The organism is Bradyrhizobium icense (genome assembly GCF_001693385.1).
Classification (GTDB): Bacteria; Pseudomonadota; Alphaproteobacteria; order Rhizobiales; family Xanthobacteraceae; genus Bradyrhizobium; species Bradyrhizobium icense.
The window spans coordinates 4,068,074-4,081,246 of the sequence record NZ_CP016428.1 but is presented as its reverse complement, the minus strand read 5'-3'; the positions used below and the strand labels follow the sequence as shown (position 1 = coordinate 4,081,246).

Sequence of the window (13,173 nt, the reverse complement as noted above, 5' to 3'; positions counted from 1 at the left end):
GGCAGAGCGTCTGAAGTCAGTTCGGCCTGACGATCCGGATCAGATCGCGCGGATTGGCGTAGTCGAGTTGAAAGCGCGCACGCTCATCCAGCATGTCGGGGTCGACCCGGTCGGAGCGCAGCAGCGATACCCGCTGCTCGCCCTCTGCCCGCTCCCGCTTCAGCCGCGCCAGTTCCGAAGTCAGCGCGATGATTTCCTGATCAAGCTCCTGGCGCGCGTTCAAGCCGTACTTGCCGGTATAGGCGTTGACGCCGAAATAGCCGACCATCATCGCCGCCACCGTATAGAGGGCAAGTCCGGTCAGGATGGATTTCAATCGGGCGCGGGAGACCATGCCGCCAAGATGCGACGGCTGGGTTAATGGAATGCTAAGGCGGCGGAGGCGAACGAGAACGGCGCCCCGTCATTGTGAGCCACCAGGTCGCAATGACGGAGATAGGCTTGTTTACCTGTTCTGCTGTTCAATAAACGCCGCGAACGCGTTGATATATTGCTGCAGCACCTTCTGCACCGCTTCCTTCACGAGTTCGCCCTTCTCGTTAAAAGCGTCGCCGATGCCGTTGAGGTAGATTTCGGGCTGGCCGAGGATCGGGCCGGAAATACCGGGCAGGATGTTCTGCAAATGCTTGGCCGCACTGACGCCGCCGAGCGCGCCGGGCGAGTTGCTGACGATGCCGGTCGGCTTGCCAAGGAAGGAGCTCTTGCCATAGGGGCGCGACCCGACGTCGATCGCATTCTTCAACACGCCGGGAATCGAGCGGTTATATTCGGGCGTCACGAACAGCACGCCGTTCGACTTCTGCAGCTTCTCGCGGAAGGCAAGCCAGTCGGCCGGGGGATTGGCTTCCAGGTCCTGGTTGAAGAAGGAAATGTCATGCAGCGTGGTCACGTCGAGCTTGAGCGAAGCCGGCGCCAGTTTGGCGAGCGCGTTGGCGACCTTGAGCGAAAAGCTCTCCTTGCGGAGAGAGCCGACGATCGTGACGATGGTATGGGTGGCCATTGGATTTCCCTGTTACAGCAAAAGCGCCTGCGCTCACTTAAGCCAGATCGGCAAAAAGGATGCAAGTGCATGAAGGCCGCCCTTTTCGGGCGGCCTGTCTTGTTCGCGGCGGGATGAACGCCCTTGGTCGCGTCAAACCTTGCTCGGATTGATCAGGAATTTCTCGCCGGTGGAGCGCTTGTTGTAGACGGCGATATTGGAAAGCTGCAGCGTCTCCTGCAGCGACACAGTTTGCGTGTAGTGGCTCGCGAAGGTGGTCTTGAGCTCGGAGGCCACGCGCTGGCGTAGCCGGCCGATTTCGGCGGGACCGATCTTCTGCAGGAACGGCGTCAGGAGCCAGCCGCCAACGCCCCAGGTCAGGCCGAAGGCGCGGCTCAGTTCGGTCGGGCGGTTATCGAGGCTGCCGTAGATATAGACCTGCTTGTACACGTTCGAGCCGTAGCGGCTGTATTCCTTGGCGGTCTTGTTGGCCGCGATCTCCATGCAGGTGAGAATCTGGCTTGCCAGCTTGCCGCCGCCGATGGCGTCGAACGCGATCGTGGCACCGGTTTCCACCAGCGCATTGGTCAGGTCGTCCATGAACGTGTCTGACGTGGAATCGACGACATATTTGGCGCCGATCTTGTGCAGGATGTCGGCCTGCTCCTTGCTGCGCACGATGTTGACGAGGCCGATGCCGTCTTTGATGCAGATCTTGTTGAGCATCTGGCCGAGATTGGAAGCGGCAGCGGTATGAACCAGCGCCTTGTGGTTCTCACGCCGCATCGTTTCGGTCATGCCGAGCGCGGTCAGCGGATTGACGAACCATGACGCGCCGTCGGCCGGTGTGGTCCCGGGTGGCAGCTCCATGACGTCCCTGACCTTGATGGTGCGAAACTGCGTGTACATCGCGCCGCCGATCATCGAGACCGCCTTGCCCATCAGCGCTTTCGCAGCGTCCGAGGATCCGGTCCTGATCACTACGCCGGCACCTTCATTGCCGACGGGGAGCGACTGGTCGAGGCGCGCCGCCATCATCCGCATCGCGGCTTCCGGCATCTTCGCCGTGACCACAGGCGCGTCGTTGGTGCCGGACTCCTTCGCCGTCGACATGTCGGCCGGACCGATCAGCAGCCCGAGGTCGGACGGATTGATCGGGGTCGCCTCGACACGAACCACGACTTCGTCGTCGGCCGGCTCCGGCGTCGGGACGTCCAGCAGCGACAGTTCGAGTTCGCCGCTCTTCTTGAGCAGCGAACGCAGTTGAAGCCCGCTCTTGCCGTCACTCATCGCCATCCTCCCCCTTTGTGTTCGTTCTATCTGGGTACGCGGATGCGTTACGCCAGAGCCTTCAACGCCGCTTTGCCGGCATATTTCGCCTGCGCGCCGAGTTGCTGCTCGATGCGCAGGAGCTGGTTGTACTTGGCGGTGCGGTCGGAGCGGGCCAGCGATCCGGTTTTGATCTGGCCGCAATTGGTGGCGACCGCGAGATCGGCGATGGTGGAATCTTCCGTCTCGCCGGAACGGTGCGACATCACGGACGTGTAGCCGTATTTGTGCGCCAGTTCGACGGCGGCGAGCGTCTCGGTCAGCGTACCGATCTGGTTGACCTTGATCAGGATCGAATTGGCGCGGCCGTTCTTGATGCCGTCGGCAAGCCGGGTGACGTTGGTGACGAACAGATCGTCGCCGACGAGCTGGCACTTCTTGCCGATCAGATCGGTCAATTCCCTCCAGCCTTCCATGTCGTCCTCGGACATGCCGTCCTCGATGGTAACGATCGGATAGCGCGCAACGAGATCGGCGAGATATTTCGCCTGCTCGGAGCGCGAACGGGTCTTGTTCTCGCCGCCATAGACGTAGTTGCCGTCCTTGAAGAACTCGGTTGCGGCGCAGTCGAGGCCGAGCATGACGTCGCTGCCCGCCTTGTAGCCGGCCTTCCCGATCGCGCTGACGACGAACTCCAGCGCTGCATCCGCCGACGGCAGGTTCGGCGCAAAGCCGCCCTCGTCGCCGACATTGGTGTTGTGGCCGGCCTTCTTCAGTTCGCTGCGCAGCGTGTGGAAGATTTCCGAGCCGCAGCGCAGGGCCTCGGCGAAGCTCGCGGCGCCGACGGGAAGGATCATGAATTCCTGGAAGTCGATCGGGTTGTCGGCATGCACGCCGCCATTGATGATGTTCATCATCGGCACCGGCAACGTCCGCGCCGAGGTGCCGCCGACATAGCGATAGAGCGGCATGTCGAAGGATTCGGCCGCCGCCTTGGCGCAGGCCAGCGAAACGCCGAGGATGGCGTTGGCGCCGAGCCTGCTCTTGTTCGGCGTGCCGTCGAGATCGATCATGATCTGGTCGATGTGGACCTGGTCCTCGACGGCCTGATCGCTGAGCGCCTCGAAGATTTCGCCGTTGACGGCTTCCACCGCCTTCTGCACGCCCTTGCCGAGATAGCGCTGCTTGTCGCCGTCGCGCAGCTCGACGGCCTCATGGGCGCCGGTGGAGGCACCGGAGGGAACCGCCGCGCGGCCGATCGAGCCGTCTTCCAGCACCACGTCGACTTCAACGGTGGGGTTGCCCCGGCTATCGAGAATTTCACGGCCAATGATGTCGACGATGGCGGTCATGTCTTAAACTTTCCTGGGAAGGGGTGGTCGGGTTTCGGGGGCGGTCTTACACGGCACGCAAGCAAATGTGAACGCTTGAGGAATGGCCTTTTCCGGACGGTACCGCTCGGTGAGGATAGACTGCTTCAGGGTTCGATATCGGCGTCCAAACCTTCATGTTCACAAGCCGGGGTAACGCAATGAATCGCCGCCAGTTTCTTGGAACCGCCGCCGCGGGAATTCTTGCCGCGCCGGCCATCCTGCGCCACGCGAATGCACAGGAAGGTCCGTTCCGCGTCAAATATTATCCGGTCGCGCCCGGCACGGGTTCGCGCGACACGACCCCCGCCCCTGATGGCTCGATCTGGTTCTGCGGCCAGCGTAATGGGACACTCGGCCGGCTCGATCCGCGCGATGGCTCCTACAAGCTGGTCAACCTCGGCAAGGGCGCCGCGCCCCATGGTGTCATCATCGGTCCAGATGGCGCGCCCTGGATCACTGAGGGTGGACAGAACGCGATCGCGCGCGTCGATCCCAGTGATCACAAGGTGACGCTGTTCCGCCTGCCCGAAAAGGAGGCCTACGCCAACCTCAACACCGGCGTATTCGACAGAGGCGGCATCTACTGGTTCACCGGCCAGTCCGGTATCTACGGCCGGCTCGACCCCAAATCGGGCGACATGACCGTGTTCAAATCGCCACGCGGCCCGGGCACTTACGGCATGACCGTCACGCCGAACGGCGATATCTGGTATGCCTCGCTCGCAGGCAACCACATCGCAAAGATCGATCCGGCGACCGGCAACGCGACTGTGGTCGAGCCACCCACACCCAAGCAGGGCGCGCGCCGGGTATGGTCGGATTCGAAGGGCCGGATTTGGGTCAGCGAATGGAATAGCGGCAATGTGTCGGTGCACGATCCAGCCGACGGCTCCTGGAAGGCGTGGAAATTGCCCGGCACAAGCCCGCGCGCTTATGCGGTTTACGTCGACGATAAGGATAAGGTCTGGCTTACCGATTTCGGTGCCAATGCGATCGTGCGCTTCGATCCGGTGACGGAAAAGTTCAACGCATTCCCCAGCGACAAGCCAGGCGCGAATGTGCGCCAGCTCGACGGCCGGCCCGGCGAAACCTGGGGCGGCGAATCCGGCAATGACCGGCTGGTCGTGATACAGACGGTCGCGTGAAGTTCTTCACCGTCCCGCTGCTGTTGTTGTTTTCCCTGCCCCTTCCCGCCCTCGCGGAAGAAGGCGGCGCGCGGGCGTTTGCGCCCTGCCGCGCCTGCCACAGCCTCGATCCCGCTGAGCGAGGCCTGCCCGGTCCCAATCTTTCCGGGCTGATCGGCCGCACGGTGGCCGGCGATCCCGAGTTCGACTATTCGCCGGCGCTGCGCAAGGCGCGCGAGGAAGGGTTGCGCTGGGATGCGAAGCGGCTCGATACGTTCCTCGCCGATCCAGCCGCGATGTTTCCGGGATTGTGGATGTCGATCCGCGGGGTTGAGGACGCTGCTGAGCGGCAGGCGTTGGTGCGATTTCTCGCCGATCCGTCCTCCCGGTAACGGTTGACGATCACGGCCCGTTGCGGCCATGTCTGCGCACGCAAAGGACGATCAGAATGGCCAAGAAATCATTACCCCAATCATTGCAGCTCGGCCGCGCCGTGGAATGGCCTGATAGCCCTGAAAAGGCGCAGCTCGACCGCGTGCCCAATCCGCAAGCCGGCACCAATTATCTGGTTCGCTTCACCGCGCCAGAGTTCACTTCGATTTGCCCCGTGACCGGCCAGCCGGATTTCGCGCATCTCGTGATCGACTATGTGCCGGGACAATGGCTGCTGGAGTCCAAATCGCTAAAGCTCTACGTCGCGAGCTTTCGCAATCACGGCGCCTTCCACGAGGATTGCACGGTCATGATCGGCAAGCGGATCGCGATCGAGATCAAACCGAAGTTCTTACGCATCGGCGGCTATTGGTATCCGCGCGGCGGCATCCCGATCGACGTGTTCTGGCAGACCGGCAAACTGCCGAAGGACGTGTGGGTGCCCGATCAGGGCGTCGCGCCGTATCGCGGGCGGGGATGACGCCTCTCGTGTCCCGGACGCGGTGCCGGACTATGCGCTGAGCAAATCGACCTTGGCATTGGCGAGGATCAGGCGCACGCGGTTGCACTTGTTAGCTACGCGGATTACTTCGCCGCCGCGTCCGCCGGCGGCGTCTGGCGCAGCAACCGAGCGCAGACGAGGCCCAGCGCGATCATCACGGCCGCCGCGCCGAGCAAGGTCGGCACCTTGCCGGCATGCTGGATGCCGAAGCCGTAGGCGATCGGGCCGACGGTCTGGCCCATGAAGAAAAAGAACGCGTGCAGCGACAATGCGCTCGCGCGCGCTTCTGCCGACAATTCGCTGGCGAATACCTGCAGGCTGCCGTGGATCATGTAGAATCCCCAGCCCATGAAGATCAGGCTGAGCGTTTGCAGCCTCCATTCCGGACCCATCGCCACCGCGATGAGTTGTACACCGACCAGCGTCGCTCCTCCGATCATCATGCCGTTAACGCCGATCCTCGGCAGAAAGCGCGACACCGTCATGGTGTAGAACAGACCGCCGACGGCGAAGCCTGCGATGACGATGCCGGCGACCGACAGCGAGGTTTCGCCGAGCTCGAACAGAAACGCCGCGATGAAGGGAAACAACCCGAGCACGCAGCAGCCCTCGATGAACACCGCCCCGTAGCAGATGCGCGCGTTCGGATTGCTGAAGATGGTCCGATAACCTTTACGGAGCTGCGCAAGGCTGGTACGCGGCGGGCGCGTCAACGCAGCGCCGCGGAATCCGGCCGCCACCGCGACTGACGATAGCACCACCAATCCCCCGAGGACGGCGAGCACGCCGCGCCAGCCGAGAAAGTCGCCGATCAGGCCAGCCGCCGATGCCCCCAGGATATTGCCGGCCATTGCGCCGGCCAGCGTCCGTCCGATCGCTACCTGGCGCTTATCGGGACCGACGAGATCGCTGGTCAAGCTGAGCGCGACCGGGAATACGCCGCCGGCGCCGATGCCGGCGAGAATCCGCGAGGCGAACAGCATGCCGAACGAGGTCGATAGTGAGCCGAGAATGTGGGCGAAGCCGAGCAGCACCAGGCAAACGATCATCAGGCGCGCCTTGCCGAACATGTCGGCCAGGGCGCCGAGCACCGGCTGGATGATGGCGAAGGTGAAGGCGAAGACGGCGGCAAAGCTCGCGGCGGTCGCGATGCTGACGGAGAATTCCTCGGCTACATGCGGTAGCACCGGATCGAGCGCGCGGGCGGACAGGCTTGCCGAAAAGGTCGCGAGCGCAATGATATTGAGCGCCGGCGGCATGCCGCTGGTTGCGGTCACGGCAAGGCGTTCTTGGCCAGCGCGTCAAAACCCATCAGCCTCTTCACCAAGGCTTCGAACTCGCGCAGCGGCACCATGTTGGGCCCGTCCGACGGCGCATGATCGGGATCGGGATGGGTCTCGATGAACACGCCGGCGACGCCGACCGCGACCGCGGCGCGCGCCAGCACCGGAACGAATTCGCGCTGGCCGCCGGATGAGGTGCCCTTCCCTCCGGGCTGCTGCACTGAATGGGTGGCGTCGAAAATGACCGGCGCACCGGTCGTCTGCGCCATGATCGGCAGCGCACGCATGTCCGAGACCAGCGTGTTGTAGCCGAACGAGGCGCCGCGTTCGGTGACCAGCACGTTCGGATTACCGCCGCCGGTGATCTTGGTGACGACGTTGGTCATTTCCCACGGCGCGAGGAACTGGCCCTTCTTCACATTGACGACCTTGCCGGTCGCCGCCGCCGCGAGCAGCAGGTCCGTCTGCCGGCACAGGAAGGCCGGGATTTGCAGCACGTCCACTGCCTGCGCCGCCTCGGCGCATTGGGCGGTCTCGTGCACGTCGGTCAGCACGGGCAAACCGAGCGAGGAGCGTATCTCGGCGAAGATCGGCAAGGCCTGCGCCAAGCCAATTCCCCGCGCGGCCGAGCCCGAGGTTCGATTGGCCTTGTCGAAGGACGTCTTGTAGACGAGGCCCACGCCGAGCCGGCCTGCGATCTCTTTCAGCGCACCCGCCACTTCGAGGGCGTGCGCGCGGCTTTCGAGCTGACACGGACCGGCAATGATCGAAATCGGCAGCTCATTGCCGAATTTGACTTTGCCGACCGAGACGACCGGAGCTGCCTTAAGGTTCGCGTTCAAGGGATTTTTCCTTTACGTCAGGCGCGGACCATGCCGGTCCGCGTCTTCAGGATCAACCCCGTTTAACCCCTGAATATCAGGATTGCGCCGGCGGTTATTTTACCGCGGAGAACGCGGTGGGCACCAGCAACTGGCTGACGATGTTGTCGATGATCTGGCCGTCCTCCTCGCTTCTGGCGCGCCCGGCGATCCAGTCGGGATCGCTCTGAAATGCGGTCCATTTCTTTTCGCGGTCGGCCAGCGAGTCCCAGGCGATGAAGTAGGTCAGTTCCTGATTGGAGGTGCCGATCAGCGTGGTGAAGAAGCCGGCCTGCTTGATGCCATGCTTGTCCCACAGTTTCAGCGTCAGCGTATCGAAGCGCTTCATCAGCGCCGGCAGTCGGCCCGGCAGACAGCGATAGACGCGCATTTCCATGATCATCGGCTTTACTCCCTAAGGTTATTGTTCTTGCAGGTAACGAGAGCGGTTTGTCGCAACAATTGGCGCATTCGTCAAAGGTGTAGGATGGGCAAAGGCGCGAAGCGCCGTGCCACCATTCGATCCAAGTATGTGCTGCGCGATGGTGGCACGGCGCGAGCGCGCCTTTGCCCACCCTACGGCTCGTAGCAGATCTACACCAGCCGGCTCTGCACCACCGCCGCCTGAATGAACGACGCGAACAGCGGATGCGGCTCGAACGGGCGCGATTTCAGCTCGGGGTGGAACTGCACGCCAATGAACCAGGGATGGTCCTCGTATTCGACGATCTCCGGCAGCACGCCGTCGGGCGAGAGGCCCGAGAAGCGCAGGCCATGCTGTTCAAGGCGATCCTTGTACGCGGTGTTGACCTCGTAGCGGTGGCGGTGGCGTTCTGAAATCTCAGTGGCGCCGCCATAGACGGCCGAGACGCGGCTGCCGCGCTTCAGCATGGCGGGGTAGGCGCCAAGGCGCATGGTGCCGCCGAGATCGCCCGACTGCGAGCGCTTCTCCAACTCGTTGCCGCGCAGCCATTCCGTCATCAGGCCGACCAGCGGCTCCTTGGTCGGACCGAATTCGGTGGAGTTGGCCTCCTCGATGCCGACGAGGTTGCGCGCGGCTTCGATCACCGCCATCTGCATGCCGAAGCAGATGCCGAAATACGGCACGTCGCGCTCGCGCGCGAATTGCGCCGCGCGGATCTTGCCTTCGGCGCCGCGCTGGCCGAAACCGCCGGGCACCAGAATGCCGTTGACGTGTTCGAGGAACGGCGCCGGGTCCTCGTTCTCGAACACCTCGCTCTCGATCCAGTCGAGATTGACCTTCACCTTGTTGGCGATGCCGCCATGCGACAGCGCCTCGATCAGCGATTTATAGGCGTCCTTCATGCCGGTGTACTTGCCGACAATGGCAATCGTCACGGCGCCTTCGGGGTTGCGCACGCGCTCGTTGATGACGTTCCAGCTTTGCAGCGCCGGCGGAATCTTTGGCGCGATGCCGAACGCGGCCAGCACCTCATCGTCCAAGCCGGCGGCGTGATAGGCCTCGGGCACTGCGTAAATATTGTCGACGTCCCTCGCCTCGATCACGGCGCTCTCGCGCACGTTGCAGAACAGGCCGAGCTTGCGCCGCTCTTCCTTCGGGATTTCGCGATCGGTGCGGCAGAGCAGGATATCCGGCTGGATGCCGATCGAACGCAGCTCCTTCACCGAGTGTTGGGTCGGTTTTGTCTTCAGTTCGCCCGCGCTCGGGATGTAGGGCAGCAGCGTCAAATGAATGTAGACCGCATGATCGCGCGGCAGCTCGTTCTTGAGCTGACGGATCGCCTCGAAGAACGGCAGACCTTCGATGTCGCCGACGGTGCCGCCGATCTCGACCAGCACGAAATCATATTCGTCATTTCCCGAGAGGACGAATTCCTTGATCGCGTTGGTGACGTGCGGAACGACCTGAATCGTCGCGCCGAGGTAGTCGCCGCGGCGTTCCTTGCTGATGATGTCCTGGTAGATGCGCCCCGTCGTGATGTTGTCGGCCTTGGTCGCCGGACGCCCGGTGAAACGCTCGTAATGGCCGAGATCGAGATCGGTCTCGGCGCCGTCATCGGTCACGAACACTTCGCCGTGCTGATACGGCGACATCGTTCCAGGATCGAGGTTGAGATAGGGGTCGAGTTTGCGGAGACGGACCTTGTACCCGCGAGCCTGCAGCAGGGCACCGAGTGCCGCCGAAGCCAGACCCTTTCCGAGCGAAGAAACCACGCCGCCGGTGATGAATATGTACCGCGCCATGGGATTCTACCTTTAAGGCCACTGCCCCGATTCTCCAAAACGAATCGCATGCGCGGGCAAACATTTTGCCGGGCTGTGGGTGACGTGAATTTTAAAGCGATTTCAGAGCATTGATGGGAAGTTCTGATGCAGGACGGTAGAGGGCCGCCCTGCATAGCCACCCTGCTTTATTGCGAGCGCGGCGCCTGCGGACCGGACTGACCCTGCTGTTCATCCACCTTCTTAAGCGTATCGAGCACGCCGCCAGAGGTCGGCGGAGCGACGGGCGTTGCGCCACCCGGCTGCGACTGCGTCGCCGGCGTGCCGAGGATCGAAGCAGGCTTGCGATCGACGCCCGCGAGCCAGGCCAGTGTCATGCTGGTCACGAAGAAAAGCCCTGCGAGAACGGCGGTCGTCCGCGTCAGGAGATTGGCGGTGCCGCGGCTCGACATGAAGCCGGCGCCGCCACCCATGCCGAGGCCGCCGCCTTCGGATTTCTGCAGCAGCACGGCGCCGATCAGCACGGCGACGATCATGAGGTGAACGACGATAATGACGGTCTGCATCTCGAAACCTTCCGTCACAAGCGAAGAGCGCCGGGCTTCGGCTGCACCAAGGGCTTGCGGGTTTTCCTGAAGTTGCGCGGTGTTACACGATTGGACGGGGCATTGTCACCCCCAACCGCCGCCGTGGAGATAATTGCCGCAGGTGCGACGGCAAGGCTGCCTACACCTCCCGCTCGATGTTCGCATCCGGGACTTGATGTCGCGGCGATTTCTCATATAATAGACAAATGGATACTATAGTAGACGATCTCAGCACCCGCCTCGCCCACCGCCTTCGGCTCGAGCGCGACAGCCGCGGCTGGTCGCTCGCCGATCTCGCCGAGCGCTCCGGGGTTTCCAAGGCCACCATCAGCAAGATCGAGCGCGCCGAGGTCAGCCCGACCGCAGTGGTGCTGGTTCGGCTCGCCAGCGCGTTCGACCTCACCCTTGCCGGCCTGATGCTGCGCGCCGAAGGCCAGGGCGGACGTCTGTCGCGCGCTGCCGAGCAGCCAGTGTGGCGCGATCCCGAAACCGGCTATTTGCGCCGGCAGGTGTTCAACCGGCCCGATCATCCCATCGAAATCGTCAAGGTCGAAATGCCGGCGAAGCAGCGCGTGACGCTGCCCGCTTCATCCTACGCCCACATCCGCCAGGTCCTCTGGGTCTTGTCGGGCACACTCGTGCTGATCGATGGCGGCGAACGACACGAACTCGGGGCCGGCGACTGCCTCGGATTCGGTCCGCCGGCGGAAGTGACGTTCGCCAACGAGAGTGCCGCGCCCTGCACTTACGTCGTTGCCCTTGCCCGGAGCTGACGCCGATGCAGGAGATCGCCCGCAACGATACCGCGATCGAGCCTGCAAGCGCCGATGACCCTATTCCGACCGGCCACAATGGCGGTCCGCCGCTCGACGAGGAGCACACGCCGGAATGGGGTCATGATGGTATCGGCAATTACTTTTACTGGAAGGCGGCGCATCGCGCGGCCTGGCACAACCCCTCGCCCGGCATTGTCGCGTTCCGAATCCGGAAAGCCGAGCGGCTGGGCCTCACCTACGAGGAATACACGCTGGAGATTCTCGAACGCGGCCGTCACCTGCAGATCGAGGATGTCGAGCAGATTGCAGAAATCAAGCGGGCGCGCTCGCGGCGCGCCGTCAATCCTCGAAGCTGAACTTGCGGAAATTCACGCTGATGTCTGACATCCTGATCAAAGCCTTGAACCGGTCGCCCGAAATTTGCGCGATGCTCGGTGATTTGCTGATCGAAACCGTGGCGAACGGCGGCTCGGTCAGTTTCATGCATCCGTTATCGCGGAAGGCGGCCGAAGCGTTCTGGTCCAACTCGCTTGGCGCTGCAGGCCGCGGCGAGCGGATCATCCTTGGCGCCTTTGAAGAGGACAGGCTGATCGGGACGGTCACGCTGTTGCTCGATCTTCCGCCGAACCAGCCGCATCGCGCCGAGATCGCAAAGATGATGACGCTCGTCAGTCACCGCCACCGCGGCGTCGCGACCGCGCTATTGCGCGAGGCCGAGCGGCTGGCGATCGCGCGCGGGCGCTGGTTGCTCGTGCTCGATACCGCCGAGGACGAGGGCGCCGCCGGACTATATGAGCGGATGGGATTCAAGCTGACCGGCGTGATTCCGGACTACGCGTTCAAGCCGCATGGCGGGCTGACGGGCACGCTGATCTACTGGAAGCGGTTGCAGGAAGGCGTGGCTGCCTGAGTTAGCATGCCTCCGCAATCGCCAGAAAATCCGTCGCCTTCAGGCTGGCGCCACCGACCAGCGCGCCATTGACGTCGGCAACCGCCATCAGTTCGGCCGCGTTCGAGGGCTTGACCGATCCGCCATAGAGAATCCGGATCTTGCTGCCTTCCTTAAATCGGCTGGTGAGAACATCGCGGATAAAGCGATGAACTTGTTCGACATCTTTTGGTGTCGGCGTCAGACCGGTGCCGATCGCCCAGACCGGCTCATAGGCCACCACAAGATTGGCCGCCGTCGCACCGTCCGGCAGCGAACCCGCGAGTTGCCCGCCGCAGATATCCAGCGTCTGGCCGGCATCGCGTTGCTTCTGGGTCTCGCCGATGCAGACGATGGCCACCAAGCCCGCCCGCCAGGCCGCTTCTGCCTTCTGCCGGACCACCGCGTCGGTCTCACCATGGTCGGCACGCCGCTCCGAATGCCCGACGATGATGGCGCCGGCGCCGGCGTCCGCCAGCATCTCCGCCGAGAGATCGCCGGTATGGGCGCCCGAGGCCTTGGCATGACAATCCTGGGCCCCGACGGCAAGTTTTGAACCGAGCGCCCTGTCGGCGAAACCGGCGATCAGGGTGACCGGAGGGCAGACAAGCAGGTCGGCCTTGCCGGCCAACGCACCCGCCCCCGCAATCATTGCCTCGAATTCACCCAAGGAAGATTTCAGGCCGTTCATTTTCCAGTTGCCGGCGATCAGTGGCCGGATGGCATCGGTCATGTCGATTGTCCCGCAAATGTCAACGTTCTAGATGCGCTAGCAGAGCCGCGCCACCAGTTCCAGATGCCGGTCTGGGGATCGGCGAGCCATCAACCGCTTCAATTCGCCCGCATGGCCGAGGT

16 protein-coding genes are annotated in these 13,173 nt (G+C 63.2%); 6 read left to right on the top strand and 10 right to left on the bottom strand.

What is annotated here, in order from left to right; translation table 11 throughout:
- Positions 1 to 16: 16 nt before the first annotated feature.
- The 4 genes from LMTR13_RS19275 to eno all read right to left on the bottom strand — a co-directional run bounded on the left by LMTR13_RS19275 (position 17) and on the right by eno (position 3,600).
- The gene (locus tag LMTR13_RS19275; protein WP_065729206.1) at positions 17 to 334 is read right to left on the bottom strand and encodes an FtsB family cell division protein; all 318 of its coding nucleotides are present in this window, start codon (positions 332 to 334) and stop codon (positions 17 to 19) included.
- Positions 335 to 445: 111 nt separating this feature from the next.
- A complete protein-coding gene (locus LMTR13_RS19270) occupies positions 446 to 1,000 on the bottom strand; it encodes an NADPH-dependent FMN reductase (RefSeq protein ID WP_065729205.1) in 555 nt (184 codons plus the stop codon).
- A gap of 132 nt (positions 1,001 to 1,132) precedes the next feature.
- Positions 1,133 to 2,269: a zinc-binding dehydrogenase gene (locus LMTR13_RS19265; protein WP_065732811.1), complete on the bottom strand. Its 1,137-nt coding sequence runs from the start codon at positions 2,267 to 2,269 to the stop codon at positions 1,133 to 1,135.
- A gap of 47 nt (positions 2,270 to 2,316) precedes the next feature.
- Entirely contained in the window at positions 2,317 to 3,600 is a 1,284-nt protein-coding gene (gene eno / locus LMTR13_RS19260) for a phosphopyruvate hydratase (RefSeq protein WP_065729204.1), read from the bottom strand.
- Between the two features lie 179 nt (positions 3,601 to 3,779).
- Here eno and LMTR13_RS19255 point away from each other — a divergent pair, with 179 nt between their 5' ends.
- Genes LMTR13_RS19255 through queF form a run of 3 tightly spaced genes read left to right on the top strand, consistent with a single transcriptional unit; the run spans position 3,780 to position 5,658 of the window.
- A complete protein-coding gene (locus tag LMTR13_RS19255) occupies positions 3,780 to 4,766 on the top strand; it encodes a Vgb family protein (RefSeq protein WP_065729203.1) in 987 nt (328 codons plus the stop codon).
- Positions 4,763 to 5,137, top strand: coding sequence for a c-type cytochrome (locus LMTR13_RS19250; protein WP_065729202.1), 375 nt, complete (start codon positions 4,763 to 4,765; stop codon positions 5,135 to 5,137). Before LMTR13_RS19255 ends, LMTR13_RS19250 begins: the two co-directional genes overlap by 4 nt.
- A gap of 56 nt (positions 5,138 to 5,193) precedes the next feature.
- A complete protein-coding gene (gene queF, locus LMTR13_RS19245; protein ID WP_065729201.1) occupies positions 5,194 to 5,658 on the top strand; it encodes a preQ(1) synthase in 465 nt (154 codons plus the stop codon).
- 104 nt (positions 5,659 to 5,762) lie between these two features.
- On the opposite strand, the gene LMTR13_RS19240 is transcribed toward queF, so the two are convergent.
- The 5 genes from LMTR13_RS19240 to secG form a co-directional block, all read right to left on the bottom strand.
- Positions 5,763 to 6,938, bottom strand: coding sequence for an MFS transporter (locus LMTR13_RS19240; protein WP_065732810.1), 1,176 nt, complete (start codon positions 6,936 to 6,938; stop codon positions 5,763 to 5,765).
- A 14-nt stretch (positions 6,939 to 6,952) separates the two neighbouring features.
- Complete coding sequence (gene kdsA / locus LMTR13_RS19235) at positions 6,953 to 7,804, bottom strand: 3-deoxy-8-phosphooctulonate synthase (protein ID WP_065729200.1); 852 nt, start codon at positions 7,802 to 7,804, stop codon at positions 6,953 to 6,955.
- 94 nt (positions 7,805 to 7,898) lie between these two features.
- Positions 7,899 to 8,225 (bottom strand): NIPSNAP family protein, encoded by a 327-nt coding sequence (locus LMTR13_RS19230; RefSeq protein WP_065729199.1) that lies wholly within the window; start codon positions 8,223 to 8,225, stop codon positions 7,899 to 7,901.
- A 191-nt stretch (positions 8,226 to 8,416) separates the two neighbouring features.
- Entirely contained in the window at positions 8,417 to 10,048 is a 1,632-nt protein-coding gene (locus LMTR13_RS19225) for a CTP synthase (protein ID WP_065729198.1), read from the bottom strand.
- 167 nt (positions 10,049 to 10,215) lie between these two features.
- Positions 10,216 to 10,593, bottom strand: a complete 378-nt coding sequence (secG, locus tag LMTR13_RS19220; protein WP_065729197.1) for a preprotein translocase subunit SecG — start codon at positions 10,591 to 10,593, stop codon at positions 10,216 to 10,218.
- A 227-nt stretch (positions 10,594 to 10,820) separates the two neighbouring features.
- Between secG and LMTR13_RS19215 the strand changes: the two genes are divergently transcribed.
- Genes LMTR13_RS19215 through LMTR13_RS19205 form a run of 3 tightly spaced genes read left to right on the top strand, consistent with a single transcriptional unit; the run spans position 10,821 to position 12,300 of the window.
- Positions 10,821 to 11,387 carry a helix-turn-helix domain-containing protein gene (locus LMTR13_RS19215; RefSeq protein ID WP_065729196.1) on the top strand — a complete coding sequence of 189 codons (567 nt, stop codon included), beginning with the start codon at positions 10,821 to 10,823 and terminating at the stop codon, positions 11,385 to 11,387.
- A 5-nt stretch (positions 11,388 to 11,392) separates the two neighbouring features.
- Positions 11,393 to 11,746 (top strand): hypothetical protein, encoded by a 354-nt coding sequence (locus LMTR13_RS19210; protein WP_236843434.1) that lies wholly within the window; start codon positions 11,393 to 11,395, stop codon positions 11,744 to 11,746.
- A 20-nt stretch (positions 11,747 to 11,766) separates the two neighbouring features.
- Positions 11,767 to 12,300: a GNAT family N-acetyltransferase gene (locus tag LMTR13_RS19205; protein WP_065732808.1), complete on the top strand. Its 534-nt coding sequence runs from the start codon at positions 11,767 to 11,769 to the stop codon at positions 12,298 to 12,300.
- Position 12,301: 1 nt separating this feature from the next.
- On the opposite strand, the gene tpiA is transcribed toward LMTR13_RS19205, so the two are convergent.
- Positions 12,302 to 13,051: a triose-phosphate isomerase gene (tpiA, locus tag LMTR13_RS19200; RefSeq protein WP_065729195.1), complete on the bottom strand. Its 750-nt coding sequence runs from the start codon at positions 13,049 to 13,051 to the stop codon at positions 12,302 to 12,304.
- Between the last annotated feature and the right edge of the window lie 122 nt (positions 13,052 to 13,173).

Bases quoted from the DNA above. Each gene is read 5' to 3' on its own strand.
- LMTR13_RS19230 (WP_065729199.1), bottom strand. From the start codon at position 8,225: ATGATCATGGAAATGCGCGTCTATCGCTGTCTGCCGGGCCGACTGCCG.
- LMTR13_RS19270 (WP_065729205.1), bottom strand. From the start codon at position 1,000: ATGGCCACCCATACCATCGTCACGATCGTCGGCTCTCTCCGCAAGGAG.
- LMTR13_RS19240 (WP_065732810.1), bottom strand. From the start codon at position 6,938: ATGCCGCCGGCGCTCAATATCATTGCGCTCGCGACCTTTTCGGCAAGC.
- LMTR13_RS19205 (WP_065732808.1), top strand. From the start codon at position 11,767: ATGTCTGACATCCTGATCAAAGCCTTGAACCGGTCGCCCGAAATTTGC.
- queF (WP_065729201.1), top strand. From the start codon at position 5,194: ATGGCCAAGAAATCATTACCCCAATCATTGCAGCTCGGCCGCGCCGTG.
- LMTR13_RS19210 (WP_236843434.1), top strand. From the start codon at position 11,393: ATGCAGGAGATCGCCCGCAACGATACCGCGATCGAGCCTGCAAGCGCC.
- LMTR13_RS19225 (WP_065729198.1), bottom strand. From the start codon at position 10,048: ATGGCGCGGTACATATTCATCACCGGCGGCGTGGTTTCTTCGCTCGGA.
- eno (WP_065729204.1), bottom strand. From the start codon at position 3,600: ATGACCGCCATCGTCGACATCATTGGCCGTGAAATTCTCGATAGCCGG.
- LMTR13_RS19275 (WP_065729206.1), bottom strand. From the start codon at position 334: ATGGTCTCCCGCGCCCGATTGAAATCCATCCTGACCGGACTTGCCCTC.
- secG (WP_065729197.1), bottom strand. From the start codon at position 10,593: ATGCAGACCGTCATTATCGTCGTTCACCTCATGATCGTCGCCGTGCTG.
- LMTR13_RS19215 (WP_065729196.1), top strand. From the start codon at position 10,821: ATGGATACTATAGTAGACGATCTCAGCACCCGCCTCGCCCACCGCCTT.
- LMTR13_RS19265 (WP_065732811.1), bottom strand. From the start codon at position 2,269: ATGAGTGACGGCAAGAGCGGGCTTCAACTGCGTTCGCTGCTCAAGAAG.
- tpiA (WP_065729195.1), bottom strand. From the start codon at position 13,051: ATGACCGATGCCATCCGGCCACTGATCGCCGGCAACTGGAAAATGAAC.
- LMTR13_RS19255 (WP_065729203.1), top strand. From the start codon at position 3,780: ATGAATCGCCGCCAGTTTCTTGGAACCGCCGCCGCGGGAATTCTTGCC.